The organism is Blastococcus sp. KM273129 (assembly GCF_021698995.1).
Classification (GTDB): domain Bacteria; phylum Actinomycetota; class Actinomycetes; order Mycobacteriales; family Geodermatophilaceae; genus Blastococcus.
In genome coordinates this window covers 58,393-74,927 of the sequence record NZ_SSXB01000009.1, presented here as the reverse complement: position 1 = coordinate 74,927, position 16,535 = coordinate 58,393, and the positions used below count along the sequence as shown (strand labels likewise).

Sequence of the window (16,535 nt, the reverse complement as noted above, 5' to 3'; positions counted from 1 at the left end):
CCCAGGGCGAGGGCAGCGGGTCCACCAGGGACACCCCCACCCCCACCTGGAAGCTCGCCACCGACGACATGACCGCAGGCTAGGCCGGGGGTACGACACTTCCCGCACGTCAGCGGCGGGGGTTACGTCGGATCGAGGCGACGAGTTCAGACGCAGACCAGTTGCGGAGCCGGCGAGGGCAGAACGCCGGCGATGGTCAGGTCGCCCCGGGGGCGCCCACGGTGCTGCAGGGCGGGGCGCAGGGCGTCAGCGCGCGCGCCGGCTGAACCGGCTGAACAACCGCTTGAGCAGGTTGGCCTTCACGAGTCCCGAGATCAGTCCCACGTCGTCCTCCTCCCTCGGGTGTGGTGCATTGATCGACGTCCGGTACCCGATGGCGAGGGGGTCCATGTGCCGGACGCCTACACTTCCTGGCACGACGGACGAGTCGGCCGGGCGGTCGCGTCGGCGGGGGAGACTCCGTCGCCGAGGAACGTCCGGGCTCCACAGGGCAGGGTGGTCGTTAACGGCGACCCGGGGTGACCCGCGGGACAGTGCCACAGAAAACAGACCGCCGGCGTTCGCGCCGGTAAGGGTGAAACGGTGGTGTAAGAGACCACCAGCACGCCGGGTGACCGGCGTGGCTCGGTAAACCCCACCCGGAGCTAGGTCAAGAAGGAGCGGCGGTCCGCCGCCGCTCCGCGCAGGCGTTCGAGGGCGGCCCGCCCGAGCCTGCGGGTAGACCGCTGGAGCCTGCCGGCAACGGCAGGCCTAGATGGATGACCGCCCATCGGGAGGCCGTGAGGCACCCGTGGACAGAACCCGGCGTACAGGCCGACTCGTCCGTCGCCCTCGCGCGCCGGCGTCCGGGGGCATCACCCGAACGGGTGAAGCGGAGGCGCTGCGCGCACGGCTGGTGACACCGAGTGCCTTTGCGCGGAGGGTCCGCGAAAAGGCCCGATCCGAGCTTCTGGCTCGCCGACGGCCCTGCCTACCGTTTCGATCGTCCGCTGACCGGCGGACCCGGATGGCCGCCCGCCGAACCTGCCCACGGCCGCCCGGCAGCGAACACGACGGGCAGGGCGGGGGACCCACCGTTCGTGGTCCTCCGGGATCTCGGGGTGAAGCCGCGCCTCGCGCGGCCGGGCAGCTCTCGCCCGAACCCGACAGCTAACTCCGCAGGCGGCGAGAGGCTCACCACTCCATGCCCAAGAGCACCCGCACCGTGGGGCGTCACCGGCGCCCCTCCCGCAACCGCACCACGACCGCCGTGGCCTACCCGGCCGTCGTCCTCGCCGCCGCATCGGCCCTCACCATGGGGGCCATCAGCCCCGCGGCCGCGCACACCGGCCAGCACGCGGTCAACCCCGGCGACACCCTCAGCAAGCTCGCGGCCGGCCACGGCACCACGTGGCAGAGCATCTACGACGTCAACCGCGACACCATCGGCGCCGACCCCAACCTGCTCCGTGTCGGGCAGGTGCTCACCATCGGCGGCTCCGGTGCGGCACCGGCGCCGGCGGCGCCCGCGCCCGCCGCAGCCTCCTACACGGTGGTCGCCGGCGACACGCTGGGCAAGATCGCCGCCCGGCACGGCACCACCTGGCAGGACCTGCACGCCCTCAACCTCGGCGTCATCGGTCCGGACGCGAACGTCCTGCGCGTCGGCCAGGTGCTCGCCCTGACCGGCGGCGGGGTCGTTCCCGAGCGGGCCAGCCGGGACGAGCGGCCCGCCCCGGCCCCGGCGCCCGCTCCGGCTCCGGCGCCCGCTCCGGCTCCGGCGCCCGCCCCGGCTCCGGCGCCCGCCCCGGCTCCGGCGGCCACCTCCGCGGCCTACGACCAGTGGGACGCGCACGTCCGCCCGGACGTCCAGGAGATCGCGGAGGTGCACGGCGTCGGGACGGTGCTCACCCGTCCCGGCCACAGCCCCACCGCGGGCCTCGCGGCCGATTTCATGGTCTACAGCGACTCCGCCAAGGGGGACGCCGTCGCCCAGTACGTGATCGACAACGCGGCCCGGCTCGGCGTGGAATACGTGATCTGGGAGCAGCGGATCGCCGGCACGTGGACCGGGTGGGCCTGGCAGGGCATGGAGGACCGCGGCTCGCCCACGGCCAATCACATGGACCACCCGCACGTGACCTTCCTGCCGTAACCAGCGCTGGCACCTCGTGCGCCCCCTGCCCGGCTGCCGGGCAGGGGGCGCACGTGCGTTGGAGCTGGTCGCACGCCGGTCACCCGCGGTCCGCCCGCCGGATGCCGGGGCGTCGTCTTCGCTGGTCAGGGTCGGCCCCACCTGTCCTTCGACCCCAGGAGCACCCCCGTGCCATCCCGCGCCCGGCTTCTCGCCCCGTCGTTCCCGGCCGCCGCCCTGCTGCTCGCCGCCACCGCCGCCCCGGCCGGTGCGGTGCCGCCCCCCGCACCCGCCTTCGCCGAGCTGGCCACCTTCGAGGTGAGCGGTGAGGTCGCCGAGATCCTCGCCGTCACCCCAGACGGCCGGACGCTGCTGTACACCGACTCGGCCACCGCCGAGGTCGGCCTGGTCGACCTGACCCGGCCCGCGGAGCCCCGCGCGATCGGCGCGGTTCCGGTCGACGGCGAGCCGACGTCGGTCACCGTCACCGCGACGGGCGGCACGCGCTCGCCGTCGTCGACACCAGCACCTCGTTGACCGACCCGTCGGGGGAGCTGGCGGTCATCGACCTGCGCACCCGGTCGGTGGTCCGGAGCATCGACCTCGGTGGGCAGCCCGACTCGATCGCGCTCGGCCCCGGCGGTGCCGTGGCCGCGGTCGCGATCGAGAACCAGCGCGACGAGGAGATCGAGGTCGACGGCGTGGAGGGCGGGCTGCCGCAGGCGCCCGCCGGGTTCCTCGCCGTCGTCGACCTGCGCGGCACGCCGGACCGCTGGGCCGTCGACCGGGTCGAGCTGACCGGCCTCGAGGGCGCGGCGTTCCCGGAGGACCCGGAGCCGGAGTACGTGGACATCAACCGCCAGGGCGTGGCGGCGGTGACCCTCCAGGAGAACAACGCCGTCGCCCTCGTCGACCTCCGCACCGGCACCGTGGTCGGCTCCTTCTCCGCGGGGAGCGTGACGCGCACCGACGCCGACACGGCCGACGACGGCACGACCGCCTTCGACGACGCGTTCACCGCACCCCGCGAGCCCGACGCCGTCCAGTGGACACCGGAGGGCAACCTCGTCACCGCCGACGAGGGCGACCTGGCCGAGGAGCCCAGTGGCGGCCGCGGCTGGACGGTCTTCTCCCCGGAGGGCGGGATCGTGAGCACGTCCGGCGGGGCGGCCGAGCGGGCCCTGGCCGACGCCGGCCGCTACCCCGACGGGCGCAGCGACGACAAGGGCGCGGAGTTCGAGGGCGTGGAGGTGGCCGCGCTCCACGGCACGACCTACGCCTTCATCGGCTCGGAGCGGGGACACGCGGTGCTGGTCTACGACCTCGCCGACGAGGCCGCGCCGGAGCTGCTGCAGGTGCTGCCGACGGGGGAGGCGCCCGAGGGCCTGCTGGCCGTCAAGCGCGGGCACCTGCTCCTCACCAGCAACGAGGACGACGGCACCGTCTCGGTGTTCCAGCTGACCCGGGGCTGAGTCTGAGCGGCGGGCCGGGGGACGCGTCCGCGTCCCCCGGCCGGCGTCACTCGGCGACGGCGGTGACGAACGTGCAGATGCCCTCGCCCGACTCCGCGCGCGGCCGCAACCCGATCAGCCACAGCAGCGCCGTCTCGACCCGGTGCGCCACCTTCCGCGCGCCCACGTACCAGGTCGAGCCCCCGCTGGTGACGGTGATGTCGCCGAACCCCGCCGTCCGGATGTGCTCGACGAGCATCCAGTCGGGGAGGATCGAGATGTGGCCGGGCTGGTAGTAGTGGCCCGGCCCGAAGATGAACGGGGCGCCCCGCAGGAACATCTTCAAGCGCGAGTGCGGGTGGCCGACGTTCGGCGTGCTCACCAGCAGCTTGCCGCCCGGCTCGAGCAGCGCCCGCATCGAGCGCAGCACCTTCCGCGGGTTCTCCACGTGCTCGAGCGTCTCGACGCAGACCACCATGTCGAAGGGGCCGCGGGTCGCCTCGGTCCACTGCGGGTCGTCGAGGTCGAGGCGGTGGATCCACTCGTGCGGCGGGTCGAGGTCGGTGGGGACGACGTCGAACCCCGCCTCCATCAGCCGGCACGCCAGCGCGCCGCAGCCGGCGCCCACCTCGAGGATCCGGCCGCCCTCGGGCAGCTGCTGCCGGACCAGCTCGAGCGCGTACTCGTGCACTCCCGGGGCGGCGTGCACGCCGTGGCCCCGGTAGGACCACACCGCCGCGGTGCGATGGGTCGAGCCCTCGTCCACAGTCACGTCCGGAGTGTGGCCCACCGGCGGGCACTCCGCTCGCCGTCGGCACCGCCTGCCCGGGGTCCGGGTCCGGCTGTGCCAGGGTGTGCGCCGTGATCCCCGAGTCCCCGCCCCCCGGCCGGTGACCGCCGCGGCGGTCGCGGTGTCCGGGCTGCTGGGCCTGCTCGCAGGGGCGGTGGCCGACCGGCTCGCCGTGGCCTTCCCCTGGGACGGTGGGGAGCGGGCGCGCCGCCGGGCGCTGCCGTTCCCGCTGACCGAGCTGCTCACGGCCACGCTGTTCGGCCTCGTGGCCTGGCGGCTCGGGGCGGGATGGGCCCTGCCGGCGTTCCTGGCCGCCACCGGCGCGGGCGTGCTCCTGGCGCTCGTCGACCTGCGGCACCGTCTGCTGCCCGACCGCGTGACCGGGCCGGCGTTCGCCACCACGGGAGTCCTGCTCCTCGCCGCCGCGGCGGCGCAGGGGGCCTGGGACCAGCTGCTGCGCGCCGGGCTGGCGGCCGCCGTCCTCTTCTGCGGCTTCCTGGTCATGGCGCTGGTCTCGCCCGCCGGCCTCGGCATGGGCGACGTCAAGCTGGCCGCTCTGATCGGCCTCCCGCTGGGCTGGCTCGGGTGGGACGCGGTGCTGCTGGGTGCGGTCGCGGGCTTCGTCGTGCAGGCCGCGGTGGCGCTGGTGCTGCTCGCGGCCCGGCGGGTCGGCCGGCGGAGCGAGCTGCCGTTCGGGCCGGCGATGCTCGCCGGGGCCGCCCTCGCGGTGGGCTGGGGCGGCGCCCTCCTGGGCTGATCCGCTCACGCAGCGTGAGCTGCCACCCCGGCCCGTCCCCCGGACGGCGGGCCGGGGTCCCTGGATCGGGTGAACGGTGCTCAAGCCTCGGCGTGTTCTTCACGACAACTCCCCGCAGCAGCCGCACAGGCCGGATCAGCCGATCCCGCCGGACGGCCGACACCTCAGGGAGCGCACGTGATCAACGCCTACGCCACCATCGCCAGCCTCGTCGCGGTCGCCCAGGAGCGCCTGCGCCGGGAGGAGAAGGGCGCCACCGCCGTCGAGTACGGCCTCATGGTCGGCCTCATCGCCGTCGTCATCATCGGCGCCGTCACGCTGCTCGGCACCGAGCTGAATGAGCTCTTCACGACGGTCAAGGACAAGCTCGGCGGCGCGGGCACCGGCGGCACGACCACCACCAACCCCTGACCGCTCGCTGCTGCGCGACGCCGTAGCGGTTCCGGCGCAGCGGCCCTCGCCCCGAGGGCCGCTGCGCCGTCGCACGAGGAGAGGTGGTGCCGGGGATGAACCGACGTCGTCAGGACGAGCGCGGCGCGACCGCGGTCGAGTTCGCCTTCATCGTGCCGCTGCTGCTCGTGCTGCTCATCGGCATCGCCGAGTTCGGCCACGCCTTCCAGGTGCAGGGCACGCTCTCGGCCGCCGCCCGCGAGGGCGTCCGGGCCATGGCCCTCCGCAACGACCCGGTCGACGCCCGCGCCGTGGTGCGCACCGCCGCGGCCTCGCTGGACCCCGCGGTCACCGACGACCAGATCCGCATCGAGGTCGTCGGCGGCACCGCGGAGACCTGCCCCACCACCGGCGCCGGCGACACCGCCGTCCGCCTCACCATCACCTACCCGATGCCCTACCTGACGGACTTCTTCGGCTCCGCCATCGAACTGACCGGAACGGGGGTCATGCGGTGCAACGGTTGACCCGCCGGCGCGACGGCGAGCGCGGCGCCACCTCCGTCGTCTTCGCCCTCGTCCTCGTCCCGCTCCTCGGCTTCGCGGCCATCGCCGTCGACATCGGCGCGCTGTACGCCGAGCGGGCGCGGCTCCAGGTGGCGGCCGACGCCGCCGCCATCGCCGTCGCCCAGGACTGCTCGCGCGGCAACTGCGGCGACATGCTGGCGACGGCGCAGCAGCTGATCAGCCACAACGACCCCACGGGAACCGCCGCCGAGCCCGTCCTCAGCGGCGATCCGCTCAGCGTGACCGTCACCGGGTCCGCGCCCAAGGAGCACTGGTTCGCGCCGGTCATCGGGCACGACAGCAGCCAGGTCTCGGCCACCGCGACCGTCGGCTGGGGGGCGCCCAGCCAGGGCACCGCCGTGCTGCCGCTGACCTTCTCCTGGTGCTCGTTCAAGGCGCAGACCGGCGGCGGGCTGCCGTCCACCGAGACGCTGCAGACGATCATGTTCAGCAAGTCCGACGACGTCGGCGGCTGCACCGGCCCGTCGGGGAACTTCGTCCCCGGCGGCTTCGGGTGGGTCGTGCCCGACCAGGGCCGCTGCCACGCCACCTCCGCGATCGGGCAACGGCTGAACTCCGACACCGGCGTCTCCCTGCCCCAGGGCTGCTCCGAGGCCGACCTGCAGGGCTGGCTGGGTCGCACGGTGCTGCTCCCGCTCTTCGACCAGTTCGGCGAGGGCGGCAGCAACGGCTGGTACCGCGTCTACGGCTACGCCGCCTTCACGCTCACCGGCTACGCCGTCAACGGCTCGGTCAAGAGCGGCAACAAGGTGTGCGGGCCCGGCACCAACTCCAGCGACCGGTGCGTCACCGGTTACTACACCCGCTTCGTCGAGCTCTCCGACGACTGGAACTACTCACCGGACGCGCCGCAGACGGGCGCCTCGATCCTCCGACTGATCCGATAGGGGCGCCCACTCGTGAGACGTCGATTCCTGGCCGCCGTCGCGGCCCTCGCGCTCGTCGTGGCCGGCACCGCGGTCCTGGTCGGCTACGTGCGCGGCGCCGAGAGCCGCGCCCTCGCCGGGGTGCAGGCGGTGACGGTGCTCGTGGCCGAGGCCCCCATCCCGGCCGGCACCCCGGGCAGCGCGCTCGCCGAGCTCGTGGGCACCGAGCTCCTGCCGGCCAAGGCGGCGCTGCCGGGCCGGGTCACCGACCTCGCCTCGCTCGCCGACCGGGTCGCCACCGTCGACCTCGCGCCCGGCGAGCAGCTCCTCGACAGCCGGTTCGAGCGGCCCGGGGACCTGCAGGCGCCCGGCACGGTGCCCGTGCCCGAGGGCCTGCAGGAGGTCAGCATCGTCCTGGAGCCGCAGCGCGCGGTCGGCGGGCGGCTGGCGGCCGGCGACACCGTCGGGGTGTTCGTCTCCATGACGGGGGCGGGCACCACCCACGCCGTCCTGCACGAGGTGCTGGTCACCCAGGTGCAGGGGGCGCCCGCCCCGCCGGCCGCCCCCGCGGACGGGACCACGACCGTGGCCGCGCCCGTCCCCTCGGGCAGCCTCATGGTGACCTTCGCCGTCACCGCCGCCCAGGCCGAGGCGATCGTCTTCGGCGCCGAGCACGGCACCGTCTGGCTCTCGCTCGAACCGGCCGCCCCCGACGTCTCCCGCACCGCGGTGCTGACGCCGGACACCATCTACGGAAAGGCCTACTCATGAGCCGCGTCGTCCTGGCGGGAGCGGGGGAGGACCTGGTCCTGCGGGTGAAGGAGGCCACCGGCGGCGACCTGCAGGTGCTGCCGCCCGGTCGGCTGCCCAGCGACCCGGCCCGGCTGTTCGAGCAGCTCGTCGACGACGAACTGCCCGACGTGCTGCTCGTCGGCCCGCACGCGCCGGCGCCCGAGGTGCTCACCCTCGCCGGCCGGCTCGACGTGCAGAGCCCGGGCATCACCGTGGTCCTGATCGCCGAGCCGTCGCCGGACATGTGGCGCTCGGCGATGCGCGCCGGCATCCGCGACCTGCTCCCGCCCGACGCCGAGGTGGCGGAGATCGCCGCGGCGATCGAGCGCGCCGGGCACGCCGCGGCGGGTCGCCGCAGGGTGCTGCGGCCGGTCGCCGAGACCGACCGCTACGCGGGCCGGGTCATCACCATCGCCTCGCCCAAGGGCGGGGTGGGCAAGACGACCGTCTCGACCAACCTGGCCATCGGGCTGACGGCGGCCGCGCCGCAGTCGACGGTGCTCGTCGACCTCGACGTGCAGTTCGGGGACGTCGCCTCGGCGCTGAGCCTGGTGCCCGAGTACACGCTGCCCGACGCCGTCCACGGCCCGGCCAGCGAGGACACGATGGTCCTCAAGACCTTCCTCACCCAGCACCCCAGCGGGCTGTACGCCGTCTGCGGGTCGGACTCGCCCGCCGCCGGCGACTCGATCACCGGCGAGGACGTCAGCCGGCTGCTCGCCTCGCTGGCCCGCGAGTTCCGCTACGTCGTCGTCGACACCGCGCCGGGGCTGTCCGAGCAGACGCTGGCGGCGCTGGACCGCGCCTCCGACGTCGTCATGCTCTCGAGCATGGACGTGCCCGGCGTGCGCGGTCTGCGCAAGGAGATGGACGTGCTCCGCGAGCTGTGCATGATCCCCGCCGGGCGGCACGTCGTCATGAACTTCGCCGACCCGAAGGGCGGGCTCTCCGTCCGTGATGTCGAGACCACGATCGGCACCGGGGTCGACGTCGTCCTGCCGCGGTCCAAGGCGGTGCCCGCCAGCACCAACCAGGGGGTGCCGATCCTGGAGAGCGGGAGCCGCCGTGACCCGATGGTCCGCGAGCTGCGCCGGCTGGTGTCGCGCTTCTCCGCGACGCCGTTGATGAAGGCCGGGCGCTACCGGGCCAAGCACCGGGCGGCGTCGTGAACCTCGCGCAGCGGCTGGAGGCCGCCCGCGGGGAGCCCCGGCCGGTCACCGCCGCCCCGGTCCCGGTGGCCGTGCGCCCGGTGCCGGCCGCCGGCCCGGCCTCGGCCCCGACCCCGCCGCCGACCGACGCCCTGAGCCGGCTCAAGGACCGCGTCGGCAAGGCGCTGTTCGAGCGCATGGGCAGCCGGATGAACGACCCCTCGATGGCCGAGGACCAGCTCCGCGCGGTGGTCCTGAAGGAGCTCGACGAGGTCGTCGAGGAGGAGAACGTCCCGCTCAGCACCGAGGAGCGGCAGCGGCTCACCGCCGAGCTCGCCGACGACGTGCTCGGCTACGGCCCGCTGCAGCGGCTGCTCGACGACGACGCCGTCAGCGAGATCATGGTCAACGGGCCCGAGGCCATCTACGTGGAACGCGGCGGCAAGCTGCAGCGCACCGCGACCCGGTTCACCTCCGAGGAGCACCTGCGCCGGGTGATCGACCGGATCGTCTCCCGCGTCGGGCGGCGGATCGACGAGTCCTCGCCCCTGGTCGACGCCCGTCTGGCGGACGGCTCGCGCGTCAACGCGATCATCCCGCCGCTGGCGTTCAGCGGGTCGACGCTGACCATCCGCAAGTTCTCCAAGGACCCGTTCACCGTCACCGACCTGATCGGCTTCGGCACCCTCTCGCCGGAGATGGCCGAGCTGCTGCACGCCTGCGTCGAGGCGCGGCTGAACGTCATCGTCTCCGGCGGCACCGGCACCGGGAAGACGACGCTGCTCAACGTGCTGTCGTCGTTCATCCCCGACGGCGAGCGGATCGTGACGATCGAGGACGCCGTCGAGCTGCAGCTCCAGCAGGAGCACGTGGTCCGGCTGGAGTCGCGCCCGCCCAACATCGAGGGCAAGGGTGCGATCACCATCCGCGACCTGGTGCGGAACTCGCTGCGCATGCGGCCCGACCGGATCGTGGTGGGGGAGTGCCGCGGCGGCGAGTCCCTCGACATGCTGCAGGCGATGAACACCGGCCACGACGGCTCGCTGTCGACGGTGCACGCCAACTCGCCCCGCGACGCCATCGCGCGCCTGGAGACGCTGGTGCTCATGGCCGGCATGGACCTGCCGCTGCGGGCCATCCGCGAGCAGATCGCCTCCGCCGTCGACGTCGTCGTGCAGCTCACCCGGCTGCGCGACGGCACCCGCCGGGTCACCCACGTGACCGAGGTCCAGGGGATGGAGGGCGACACGGTCACGCTGCAGGACGCGTTCCTGTTCGACTACTCCGCCGGTGTGGACGCCGCGGGCCGCTTCCTCGGCAAGCCGGTGCCGACCGGGGTGCGCCCACGCTTCACCGACCGCTTCGACGAGCTCGGCATCCGCCTCTCGCCGCGGGTGTTCGGCGCCGCCGAGCCCGCCGGCGCGGGGCGGTGGTGACGGTGTCCGGCGTCCTGCTCGTCGCCGGCGTCGGTGCGATCGCCGCGGCCCTGCTGATCCTGGCGTTCGTCGTGGTCCCGGCGGGCCCCGCGCGGGTGCCGCTGACCCGGCTGGACCCGTCGGTCGCGCCGCCGGCCTCGCCGCTGCTCGGCGCGGGCGCGGTGGCCGGCGCCGCGGTCGAGAAGGTGCTGGTCAGGCGCGGACGGCTGGCCGCGGGCGCCGCCGCCCTCGAGCGGGCCGGCATGTCGGTGACGCTGCCGAACCTCGTCCTCGCCGTCGGGTCGACCACCGTGCTGGGCGCGCTGACCGGTGGGCTGCTCGGCGGCCCGCTGCTCGCGCTGCTGCTCGTGGTCGCGGTCCCGTTCGGCGCCAAGCTGCTGATCGGCTTCCGCGCCGGCCGTCGCCAGGCCGCCTTCGCCGACCAGCTGGACGACTCGCTGCAGCTGATGTCGAGCAGCCTGCGCGCCGGGCACAGCCTCCTCCGCGCGGTCGATTCCGTCTCGCAGGAGGCCGAGGCGCCGACGTCGGAGGAGTTCGCCCGCATCGTCAACGAGACGCGGGTGGGCCGGGACCTCGCCGAGGCGCTCGACGACGTCGCCGAGCGCATGGGCAGCGACGACTTCACCTGGGTGGCCCAGGCGATCGCCATCCACCGGGAGGTCGGGGGCAACCTGGCCGAGGTGCTGGACGCGGTCGGCAACACGATCCGCGAGCGCAACGCCATCCGCCGGCAGGTCAAGGCGCTCTCGGCGGAGGGCAAGCTCTCGGCCGTCGTGCTCATGGCCCTGCCGTTCGGCGTGACCGGGTTCATCTCGCTCACCAACCCCGGCTACCTGGCGAAGTTCACCGAGAGCCTCGTCGGCTACGGCATGCTCGCCGCGGCGGCGCTCATGCTGCTGGCCGGTGGCCTGTGGCTCAAGAAGACCGTGGCGATCAGGTTCTGATGAGCGGCCTCCCCGTTGCCGTCCTGCTCGCCGCCGTCGGCGTCTGCGCCGCCGTGCCGCTGCTGGGCTGGGCCCTGCTCGGCCGCGCCCCCGTCGCCACGGTGCAGGCGCGCGCCAACCTGCTGCGGGGCCTCCCGACGGAGGGGCCCACCGCCGTCCGGACCGGTCCCGGTGCGCTGGCCCGCCTCGCCCGCGGGCTGACCCCGCGGGGGACGGTCAGGCGGCTGGACCGGCTCGCGGCCACCGCCGGCCGACCGGCGGCCTGGCCGGTGCCGCGGCTGGTGGCGGCCAAGCTCGTGCTCGGGGTGATCGCCGGTGCGCTCGGGCTGCTGATCGCCACGTCCACGCCCGGGGTGCTCACCGGCCTGGTCGCGGTCGTGTCGACGCTGGTCGCCTACTTCCTGCCGGAGCTGCTGCTGCACAGCCGGGGGCAGGAGCGCCGGGAGGCCATCGCGCTCGAGCTCGCCGACACCCTCGACCAGATGACCATCGCGGTCGAGGCGGGGCTCGGGTTCGAGGCGGCCATGGCGCGGGCGGGCAGCAACGGCAAGGGGGCGCTCGCTGAGGAGCTGGTGCGCACCCTGCAGGACATCGCCGTCGGCCAGCCACGGCGCGACGCCTACCTGGCCCTGGCCGAGCGGACCGGCGTGCCCGACCTGCGCCGGTTCATCCGGGCCGTCGTGCAGGCCGACCAGTACGGCGTGTCGATCGCCGACGTGCTGCGCACCCAGGCCGCGGAGATGCGGCTCAAGCGGCGTCAGCGGGCCGAGGAGAAGGCCATGCAGATCCCGGTGAAGGTGATCTTCCCGCTGATCCTGTGCATCCTGCCGACGCTGTTCATCGTGCTGCTCGGCCCCGCCGTCATGGACATCGTGGCGACGTTCAGCGAATGAGACCTCGTCGTCCTCCGGACGGCGCGCGGGGACGACGACACGGCTCCCACATCGCCGGGGAACGGCCATCGGCCGCGGTGTCGTCCGGAGGACGACGGTGCGTGCTCAGCCGGTGGAGCGGGGCTGGGCGGGGTTGGTGGGGTCGCCCTGCGACGGCGGGTTCATCGCCGGGCCGGTGGTCGCCTCGGAGACCTTCGACCCGCCCGCGGCGTGCGACGGGTCGTCGGCCGCCGGCGCGGCGGGGTCGCCGCCCGAGGGCTGGGCGCCCTCGCGGAGCGACTGGAGCCGGTTCTCCATGATCGTGACCACCTGCACGCGGTCGGCGTGGGCGCGCTCGTACTCCAGCAGGGTCTCCAGACCCTGGGCGTCGAGCGTCCGGATCCGCGAAGCCAGCCCCTCCACGGGCAGGTGGTCGTAGTCGGGCAGGGGCAGCTGGTCGTGCTCGGTCATCCCTCGTCCTCTCTGCGGTTCCGTGTCGCCCGACCGCCTACCCCGTCCTCCGCGATCGACACGGGGTGTGAGCGCCCGGTCGGTGGGTAGGCGGCGACGGCGGGAGTGCGGCCCACGCCGCCCCGCCCACCGAACACCCCCGATCGACCGAGGAGTTGTCCCCCCGACATGGACGTGTCCTTCCTGGAGCCGGTGTTCGCCGCCGCTGGGCCCTACGCCACGGTCTGCGCCGACGTCACGCACACCACCGAGTCCGCCGACACCGAGCTCGAGCTCCGGGTGCGCGCGCTGAGCGAGAAGCTGACCGAGCAGGGGGCGCCGGAGACGGTCGTGGAGGCCGTGCGCAGCCGGCTGCTCGAGGGCAACGAGGGCGGTGAGGCCGGCACGCTGCGGGGCCGCGCCGTCGTCGCCGCCGCCGACGGCACCGTCGTGCTGGACGAGGTGCTGGCCGACGCCCCCGCCCGCGAGACCGCCGAGTGGTCGGCCCACCCGGACCTGCTCCCGGTGCTGCGCCAGCTGGCCGGCCGGGTACCGCACGCCGTGGTCGTCGCCGACCGCGTCGGGGCCGACATCACCGTCGCCGGGCTCGCGGGTCAGCCGGACGAGGAGCGGCAGGTGGAGGGCGACACCTTCCACATGCGCAAGGTCAAGGTCGGCGGCTGGGCGCACAACACCTACATGCACACCGCCGAGAACCAGTGGGAGGAGAACGCCGGCCAGGTCGCCGACGAGATCGACTCCTTCAACCGCCGACTCCCGCTGCGGTTCGTCCTGCTCGCCGGCGACGTCCGTGCCCGCCAGATCCTGGGCGACAAGGCGCACGCCTCGTGGTCGGACCTCGTCGTCTCCATGGAGGAGGGCGGGCGCGCCGCGGGGGCCGACCGCGAGCCCATCGACCGGCGCACGAAGGAACTGGTCGCCGAGCACGAGGCGCGCGACATCGCCACCGCCGTCGACCAGGTGCAGGCGGCCGGCGCGCACGGGCTGGCCGTCACCGGCACCCCGGCCGTCGTCGAGGCGCTGCGCAAGGGGCAGGTGGAGACCCTCCTGATCACCGACGAGCAGGACGCCGACGCGACCCTGCTGGTGGGCGGCAGCCCGCTGGAGCTCGGCGTCAAGCAGCAGGACATGGACGCGCTCGGGGTGCACGGCGAGGTCGTCCCCGCCGGTTCGGCGCTGCTGGAGGCGGCGGTCGCCAGCGCGGCCGGCGTCCTCGTCGTCCCCGCGGCGGCCCTGCCCGGCGACGGGCCGGTCGCCGCGATCCTCCGTTACACCGACGCCTCCACCGACGCCGGCAGCTGACCGGCGCCCCCACGACCGAGGAGACCACCGTGACCGATCCGCACCAGGCAGCCACCGCCCCCGGCACCGACCAGGGCAGCATCGAGCGCCGCGCCGCGCTCGCCGAGGCCCTCGGCAAGGAGGTGTGGCCGGCCGACCGCGAGCAGCTGATCGCCAAGGCGCAGGAGGGCGGTGGCACCGACCGGGTCCTGTCGGACCTGCAGCGGCTGCCCGCCGGCCGGCAGTTCGAGAACGTCCAGGAGGTCGCCGAGGCGCTCGGGCTCGGCACCGAGCAGCAGCGGTTCTGACGTGACGACGCAGAAGAAGCCGAGCCCGGAGGCGCTGGACAACGTCACCGAGGACAACGTGGAGACGCGGTCGCAGCTGCTGCCGGAGGAGGAGGGCCTCCGCGGCAGCGGCATGGAGGAGGTCGCCGCGGAGGTCATCCTCGCCGAGTCGGAGGAGCGGACGGTCCACCCCGACCCGGACGACGCCCAGGGCGCGCACCGGCAGTCCGCCGAGACCGCGGACCTGCCCTGACGTGCGCCACGAGCACCCGGTCCGGCTGCGCTGGTCGGACCCCGACATGCTGGGCCACGTCAACCACGCCCGCGCGCTGGCCCTCCTGGAGGACGCGCGGCTGGCGATCGGGGACGACCACGCCGGCGGCGGGCTGATCCTGGCCCGCCTGGAGGTCGACTACCTGCGCCAGCTCTACTACCGGGTCGGCGAGGAGCTCTGCGTGCAGAGCTGGGTGACCCGGCTGGGGACGAAGTCCTTCACCGTCCGGCAGGAGCTGGTGCAGGACGGCGAGGTCGCCATCCGCGCCGACTGCGTGCTGGTCGTGTTCGACTTCGCCGCGAACGCCAGCCGGCCGATGACCGACGCCGAGCGGGCGCACTGGACGCGGTACCTGGAGGCGGAGGCCGGCTAGACCTGGCCGTAGGCGGCCCACAGCCGGGGGAACCGGGCGGCGAACCACTCGTCGTCGTCCTCCGGGAACGGCTCGCCGGCGGGTTCGCCGAACTGGTCGTCGACCTCGTCGGGGCCGGGGTCGAGGTCCTCCTCGGCGTAGCCGCGGTCGTCCAGCACCTCGAGCGGTGCGTAGGCCCACTCCTCGGCGCAGCCGAAGTCGTCCTCGTCCTCGTCCCACTCGAGGTCGACCAGGGCGTCGGGGTCGGCCAGCACCCGCTCGTAGGCCTCCCGGCCGTGGCTGATCAGCCAGTTCCGGAAGTCGAGGAAGGTGTCGTCGCTCGCCCCGCCGAGGGCGACGTGCGCCGCGGCCCAGAGGTCCCAGCGGTTGGCGCGGGCGCGGGCGGCCATCAGCTGCCGGTAGAAGCCGAGGACGTCGTCGTCGGAGAGCTCCTCGAGCGCCGCCGTGAGCGTCTCGACGTGCTCGGCGACCACCGAGTCCTTCGCGGTCTCGACCGCCTCCGCGCGGGTGTCCTCGACCAGCGTCCAGAAGGTGCTCGTGTCCACGGGCGGAACCTACCGGCGCGGAGGGGCTCCGCGGAGGTCGTCGAGCCCGCCGCGCGCGGCGGCGACCGGGCCGGTGCTGTCGCGGACGACGAGCCGCGTGGCCAGCTCCAGCCGCGGGCTCTCGACGGTCTCGCCGTCCACCAGGCGCAGCACCGTCCGGGCCGCCAGCACGCCCATCTCGGCGAGCGGCTGGTGCACCGTCGTGAGCGGCGGGGAGGACCAGCGGGCCTCCGGGAGGTCGTCGAAGCCGACGACGCTGACGTCGTCGGGCACCCGCATGCCCCGGCGCCGGACGCCTTCGTAGACCCCCAGCGCCATCTGGTCGTTGGCCGCGAAGACGGCGCTGGGCGGGTCGGGCAGGGTCAGCAGGCGGTCGGCCGCGCGGGCCCCGGAGGCGTAGCCGAAATCGCCCTCGACCACCAGGGCGGCGTCGAACGGCAGCCCGGCAGCCTCCAGGCCCGCGCGGTACCCGGCCAGCCGCGCCCGGCTGGCCCACAGGTCGGGGGTGCCGGCGACGAAGGCGACCCGCCGGTGACCGAGCCCCGTGAGGTGCTCGGTGGCGCTGAGGCCGCCGGCCCAGTTGGTGGCGCCGATGGTCGGCACGTCCAGGCCCGGGACGCCGGCCGGGTCGACGACGACGGCGGGGACCTGCAGCCCGCGCAGCTCGGCGGCGAGCTCGGGGTCCAGCTCGCTGGTGACCAGGATGGCGCCGTCGCTGGCCCGGGCGCCGAGGTTGTCCAGCCAGCCGCGGGTGGCGCTGGCCCGGCGGTGGATCGCCGTGACCACGGTGCCGACGCCGGCCGCGTGGGCGACGTCCTCCACCCCGCGGATGATCTCCAGCGCCCACGGGCTGTCGAGGTCGTTGAACACCAGGTCGACCAGCCGCGCGCGGGTGCGGGCCCGGCCGCCCCGGCGCTGGTACCCGCTGTCGCGGAGCAGCTGCTCCACGCGCTCGCGGGTCCGCGGGGCCACGTCCCCCCGCCCGTTCAGGACGCGCGAGACCGTCGGGACCGACACACCCGCCGCCGCGGCGATCGCCGCGATGGTCACCGCGCCGGTCTGCTCGTCGGCCAACGGACCTCCTCCTGGTCGGAGCGGCCAGCCTACGGCGGGCGGCGCGGCGCCGGGCGGGCGCGCGGGAGACCTCCTCCCTACGGG

At 74.7% G+C, this 16,535-nt stretch carries 21 protein-coding genes, 1 other RNA gene and 1 riboswitch; of the genes, 17 read left to right on the top strand and 5 right to left on the bottom strand.

Translation table 11 applies throughout. The annotated features are described in order from the left end of the window. Nucleotides 1–246 precede the first annotated feature (246 nt). A complete protein-coding gene (locus tag E9565_RS04470; protein ID WP_236834175.1) occupies nucleotides 247–390 on the bottom strand; it encodes a hypothetical protein in 144 nt (47 codons plus the stop codon). 33 nt (nucleotides 391–423) lie between these two features. On the opposite strand from E9565_RS04470, the gene rnpB reads away from it, so the two are divergent. From rnpB to E9565_RS04450, 4 genes are all read left to right on the top strand, one after another. Then, nucleotides 424–825: RNase P RNA component class A (gene rnpB, locus E9565_RS04465), an RNA gene on the top strand. A gap of 215 nt (nucleotides 826–1,040) precedes the next feature. Continuing rightward, nucleotides 1,041–1,176, top strand: a riboswitch (cyclic di-AMP (ydaO/yuaA leader). 7 nt (nucleotides 1,177–1,183) lie between these two features. Beyond that, a complete protein-coding gene (locus E9565_RS04460; protein WP_236834174.1) occupies nucleotides 1,184–2,134 on the top strand; it encodes a LysM domain-containing protein in 951 nt (316 codons plus the stop codon). A 168-nt stretch (nucleotides 2,135–2,302) separates the two neighbouring features. After that, nucleotides 2,303–2,650: a hypothetical protein gene (locus E9565_RS04455; RefSeq protein WP_236834173.1), complete on the top strand. Its 348-nt coding sequence runs from the start codon at nucleotides 2,303–2,305 to the stop codon at nucleotides 2,648–2,650. After that, nucleotides 2,647–3,585, top strand: a complete 939-nt coding sequence (locus tag E9565_RS04450; RefSeq protein WP_236834172.1) for a hypothetical protein — start codon at nucleotides 2,647–2,649, stop codon at nucleotides 3,583–3,585. The genes E9565_RS04455 and E9565_RS04450 overlap by 4 nt, the downstream gene beginning before the upstream one ends. A gap of 46 nt (nucleotides 3,586–3,631) precedes the next feature. Here E9565_RS04450 and E9565_RS04445 read toward each other — a convergent pair whose 3' ends face one another. Further along, nucleotides 3,632–4,336 carry a bifunctional 2-polyprenyl-6-hydroxyphenol methylase/3-demethylubiquinol 3-O-methyltransferase UbiG gene (locus E9565_RS04445; RefSeq protein WP_236825634.1) on the bottom strand — a complete coding sequence of 235 codons (705 nt, stop codon included), beginning with the start codon at nucleotides 4,334–4,336 and terminating at the stop codon, nucleotides 3,632–3,634. A gap of 118 nt (nucleotides 4,337–4,454) precedes the next feature. Here E9565_RS04445 and E9565_RS04440 point away from each other — a divergent pair, with 118 nt between their 5' ends. The 9 genes from E9565_RS04440 to E9565_RS04400 all read left to right on the top strand — a co-directional run bounded on the left by E9565_RS04440 (nucleotide 4,455) and on the right by E9565_RS04400 (nucleotide 12,167). Next, nucleotides 4,455–5,111: an A24 family peptidase gene (locus tag E9565_RS04440; RefSeq protein WP_236834171.1), complete on the top strand. Its 657-nt coding sequence runs from the start codon at nucleotides 4,455–4,457 to the stop codon at nucleotides 5,109–5,111. A 177-nt stretch (nucleotides 5,112–5,288) separates the two neighbouring features. Further along, entirely contained in the window at nucleotides 5,289–5,522 is a 234-nt protein-coding gene (locus tag E9565_RS04435) for a Flp family type IVb pilin (protein ID WP_236834170.1), read from the top strand. A gap of 95 nt (nucleotides 5,523–5,617) precedes the next feature. Next, nucleotides 5,618–6,028 (top strand): TadE/TadG family type IV pilus assembly protein, encoded by a 411-nt coding sequence (locus E9565_RS04430; protein WP_236825637.1) that lies wholly within the window; start codon nucleotides 5,618–5,620, stop codon nucleotides 6,026–6,028. Beyond that, nucleotides 6,016–6,975 carry a TadE/TadG family type IV pilus assembly protein gene (locus tag E9565_RS04425; RefSeq protein WP_374201720.1) on the top strand — a complete coding sequence of 320 codons (960 nt, stop codon included), beginning with the start codon at nucleotides 6,016–6,018 and terminating at the stop codon, nucleotides 6,973–6,975. The genes E9565_RS04430 and E9565_RS04425 overlap by 13 nt, the downstream gene beginning before the upstream one ends. Nucleotides 6,976–6,987: 12 nt before the next feature. Further along, nucleotides 6,988–7,725, top strand: coding sequence for an RcpC/CpaB family pilus assembly protein (locus E9565_RS04420; RefSeq protein ID WP_236834168.1), 738 nt, complete (start codon nucleotides 6,988–6,990; stop codon nucleotides 7,723–7,725). After that, a complete protein-coding gene (locus E9565_RS04415; protein ID WP_236825640.1) occupies nucleotides 7,722–8,915 on the top strand; it encodes an AAA family ATPase in 1,194 nt (397 codons plus the stop codon). Before E9565_RS04420 ends, E9565_RS04415 begins: the two co-directional genes overlap by 4 nt. Further along, nucleotides 8,912–10,330 carry a CpaF family protein gene (locus E9565_RS04410; RefSeq protein ID WP_236834167.1) on the top strand — a complete coding sequence of 473 codons (1,419 nt, stop codon included), beginning with the start codon at nucleotides 8,912–8,914 and terminating at the stop codon, nucleotides 10,328–10,330. The genes E9565_RS04415 and E9565_RS04410 overlap by 4 nt, the downstream gene beginning before the upstream one ends. 2 nt (nucleotides 10,331–10,332) lie before the next feature. After that, on the top strand, nucleotides 10,333–11,274 hold the full coding sequence (locus E9565_RS04405) for a type II secretion system F family protein (protein WP_236834166.1): 942 nt from the start codon (nucleotides 10,333–10,335) through the stop codon (nucleotides 11,272–11,274). Further along, entirely contained in the window at nucleotides 11,274–12,167 is an 894-nt protein-coding gene (locus E9565_RS04400) for a type II secretion system F family protein (protein ID WP_236825643.1), read from the top strand. The genes E9565_RS04405 and E9565_RS04400 overlap by 1 nt, the downstream gene beginning before the upstream one ends. A gap of 105 nt (nucleotides 12,168–12,272) precedes the next feature. Here E9565_RS04400 and E9565_RS04395 read toward each other — a convergent pair whose 3' ends face one another. Then, nucleotides 12,273–12,617, bottom strand: a complete 345-nt coding sequence (locus E9565_RS04395; RefSeq protein WP_236825644.1) for a hypothetical protein — start codon at nucleotides 12,615–12,617, stop codon at nucleotides 12,273–12,275. Nucleotides 12,618–12,785: 168 nt separating this feature from the next. Here E9565_RS04395 and E9565_RS04390 point away from each other — a divergent pair, with 168 nt between their 5' ends. The 4 genes from E9565_RS04390 to E9565_RS04375 are packed head-to-tail and all read left to right on the top strand — an operon-like array spanning nucleotide 12,786 to nucleotide 14,832. Beyond that, nucleotides 12,786–13,919 carry a Vms1/Ankzf1 family peptidyl-tRNA hydrolase gene (locus E9565_RS04390; protein ID WP_236825645.1) on the top strand — a complete coding sequence of 378 codons (1,134 nt, stop codon included), beginning with the start codon at nucleotides 12,786–12,788 and terminating at the stop codon, nucleotides 13,917–13,919. Nucleotides 13,920–13,948: 29 nt separating this feature from the next. Further along, nucleotides 13,949–14,206 carry a DUF2795 domain-containing protein gene (locus tag E9565_RS04385; RefSeq protein WP_236825646.1) on the top strand — a complete coding sequence of 86 codons (258 nt, stop codon included), beginning with the start codon at nucleotides 13,949–13,951 and terminating at the stop codon, nucleotides 14,204–14,206. 1 nt (nucleotide 14,207) lies between these two features. Continuing rightward, complete coding sequence (locus E9565_RS04380; RefSeq protein WP_236825647.1) at nucleotides 14,208–14,438, top strand: hypothetical protein; 231 nt, start codon at nucleotides 14,208–14,210, stop codon at nucleotides 14,436–14,438. Between the two features lies 1 nt (nucleotide 14,439). Continuing rightward, entirely contained in the window at nucleotides 14,440–14,832 is a 393-nt protein-coding gene (locus E9565_RS04375) for a thioesterase family protein (protein WP_236825648.1), read from the top strand. On the opposite strand, the gene E9565_RS04370 is transcribed toward E9565_RS04375, so the two are convergent. Continuing rightward, the gene (locus tag E9565_RS04370) at nucleotides 14,829–15,377 is read right to left on the bottom strand and encodes a DUF4240 domain-containing protein (RefSeq protein ID WP_236825649.1); all 549 of its coding nucleotides are present in this window, start codon (nucleotides 15,375–15,377) and stop codon (nucleotides 14,829–14,831) included. The two genes, E9565_RS04375 and E9565_RS04370, sit on opposite strands and share 4 nt — an antisense overlap. Before the next feature lie 9 nt (nucleotides 15,378–15,386). Continuing rightward, the gene (locus tag E9565_RS04365) at nucleotides 15,387–16,451 is read right to left on the bottom strand and encodes a LacI family DNA-binding transcriptional regulator (RefSeq protein WP_236825650.1); all 1,065 of its coding nucleotides are present in this window, start codon (nucleotides 16,449–16,451) and stop codon (nucleotides 15,387–15,389) included. Between the last annotated feature and the right edge of the window lie 84 nt (nucleotides 16,452–16,535).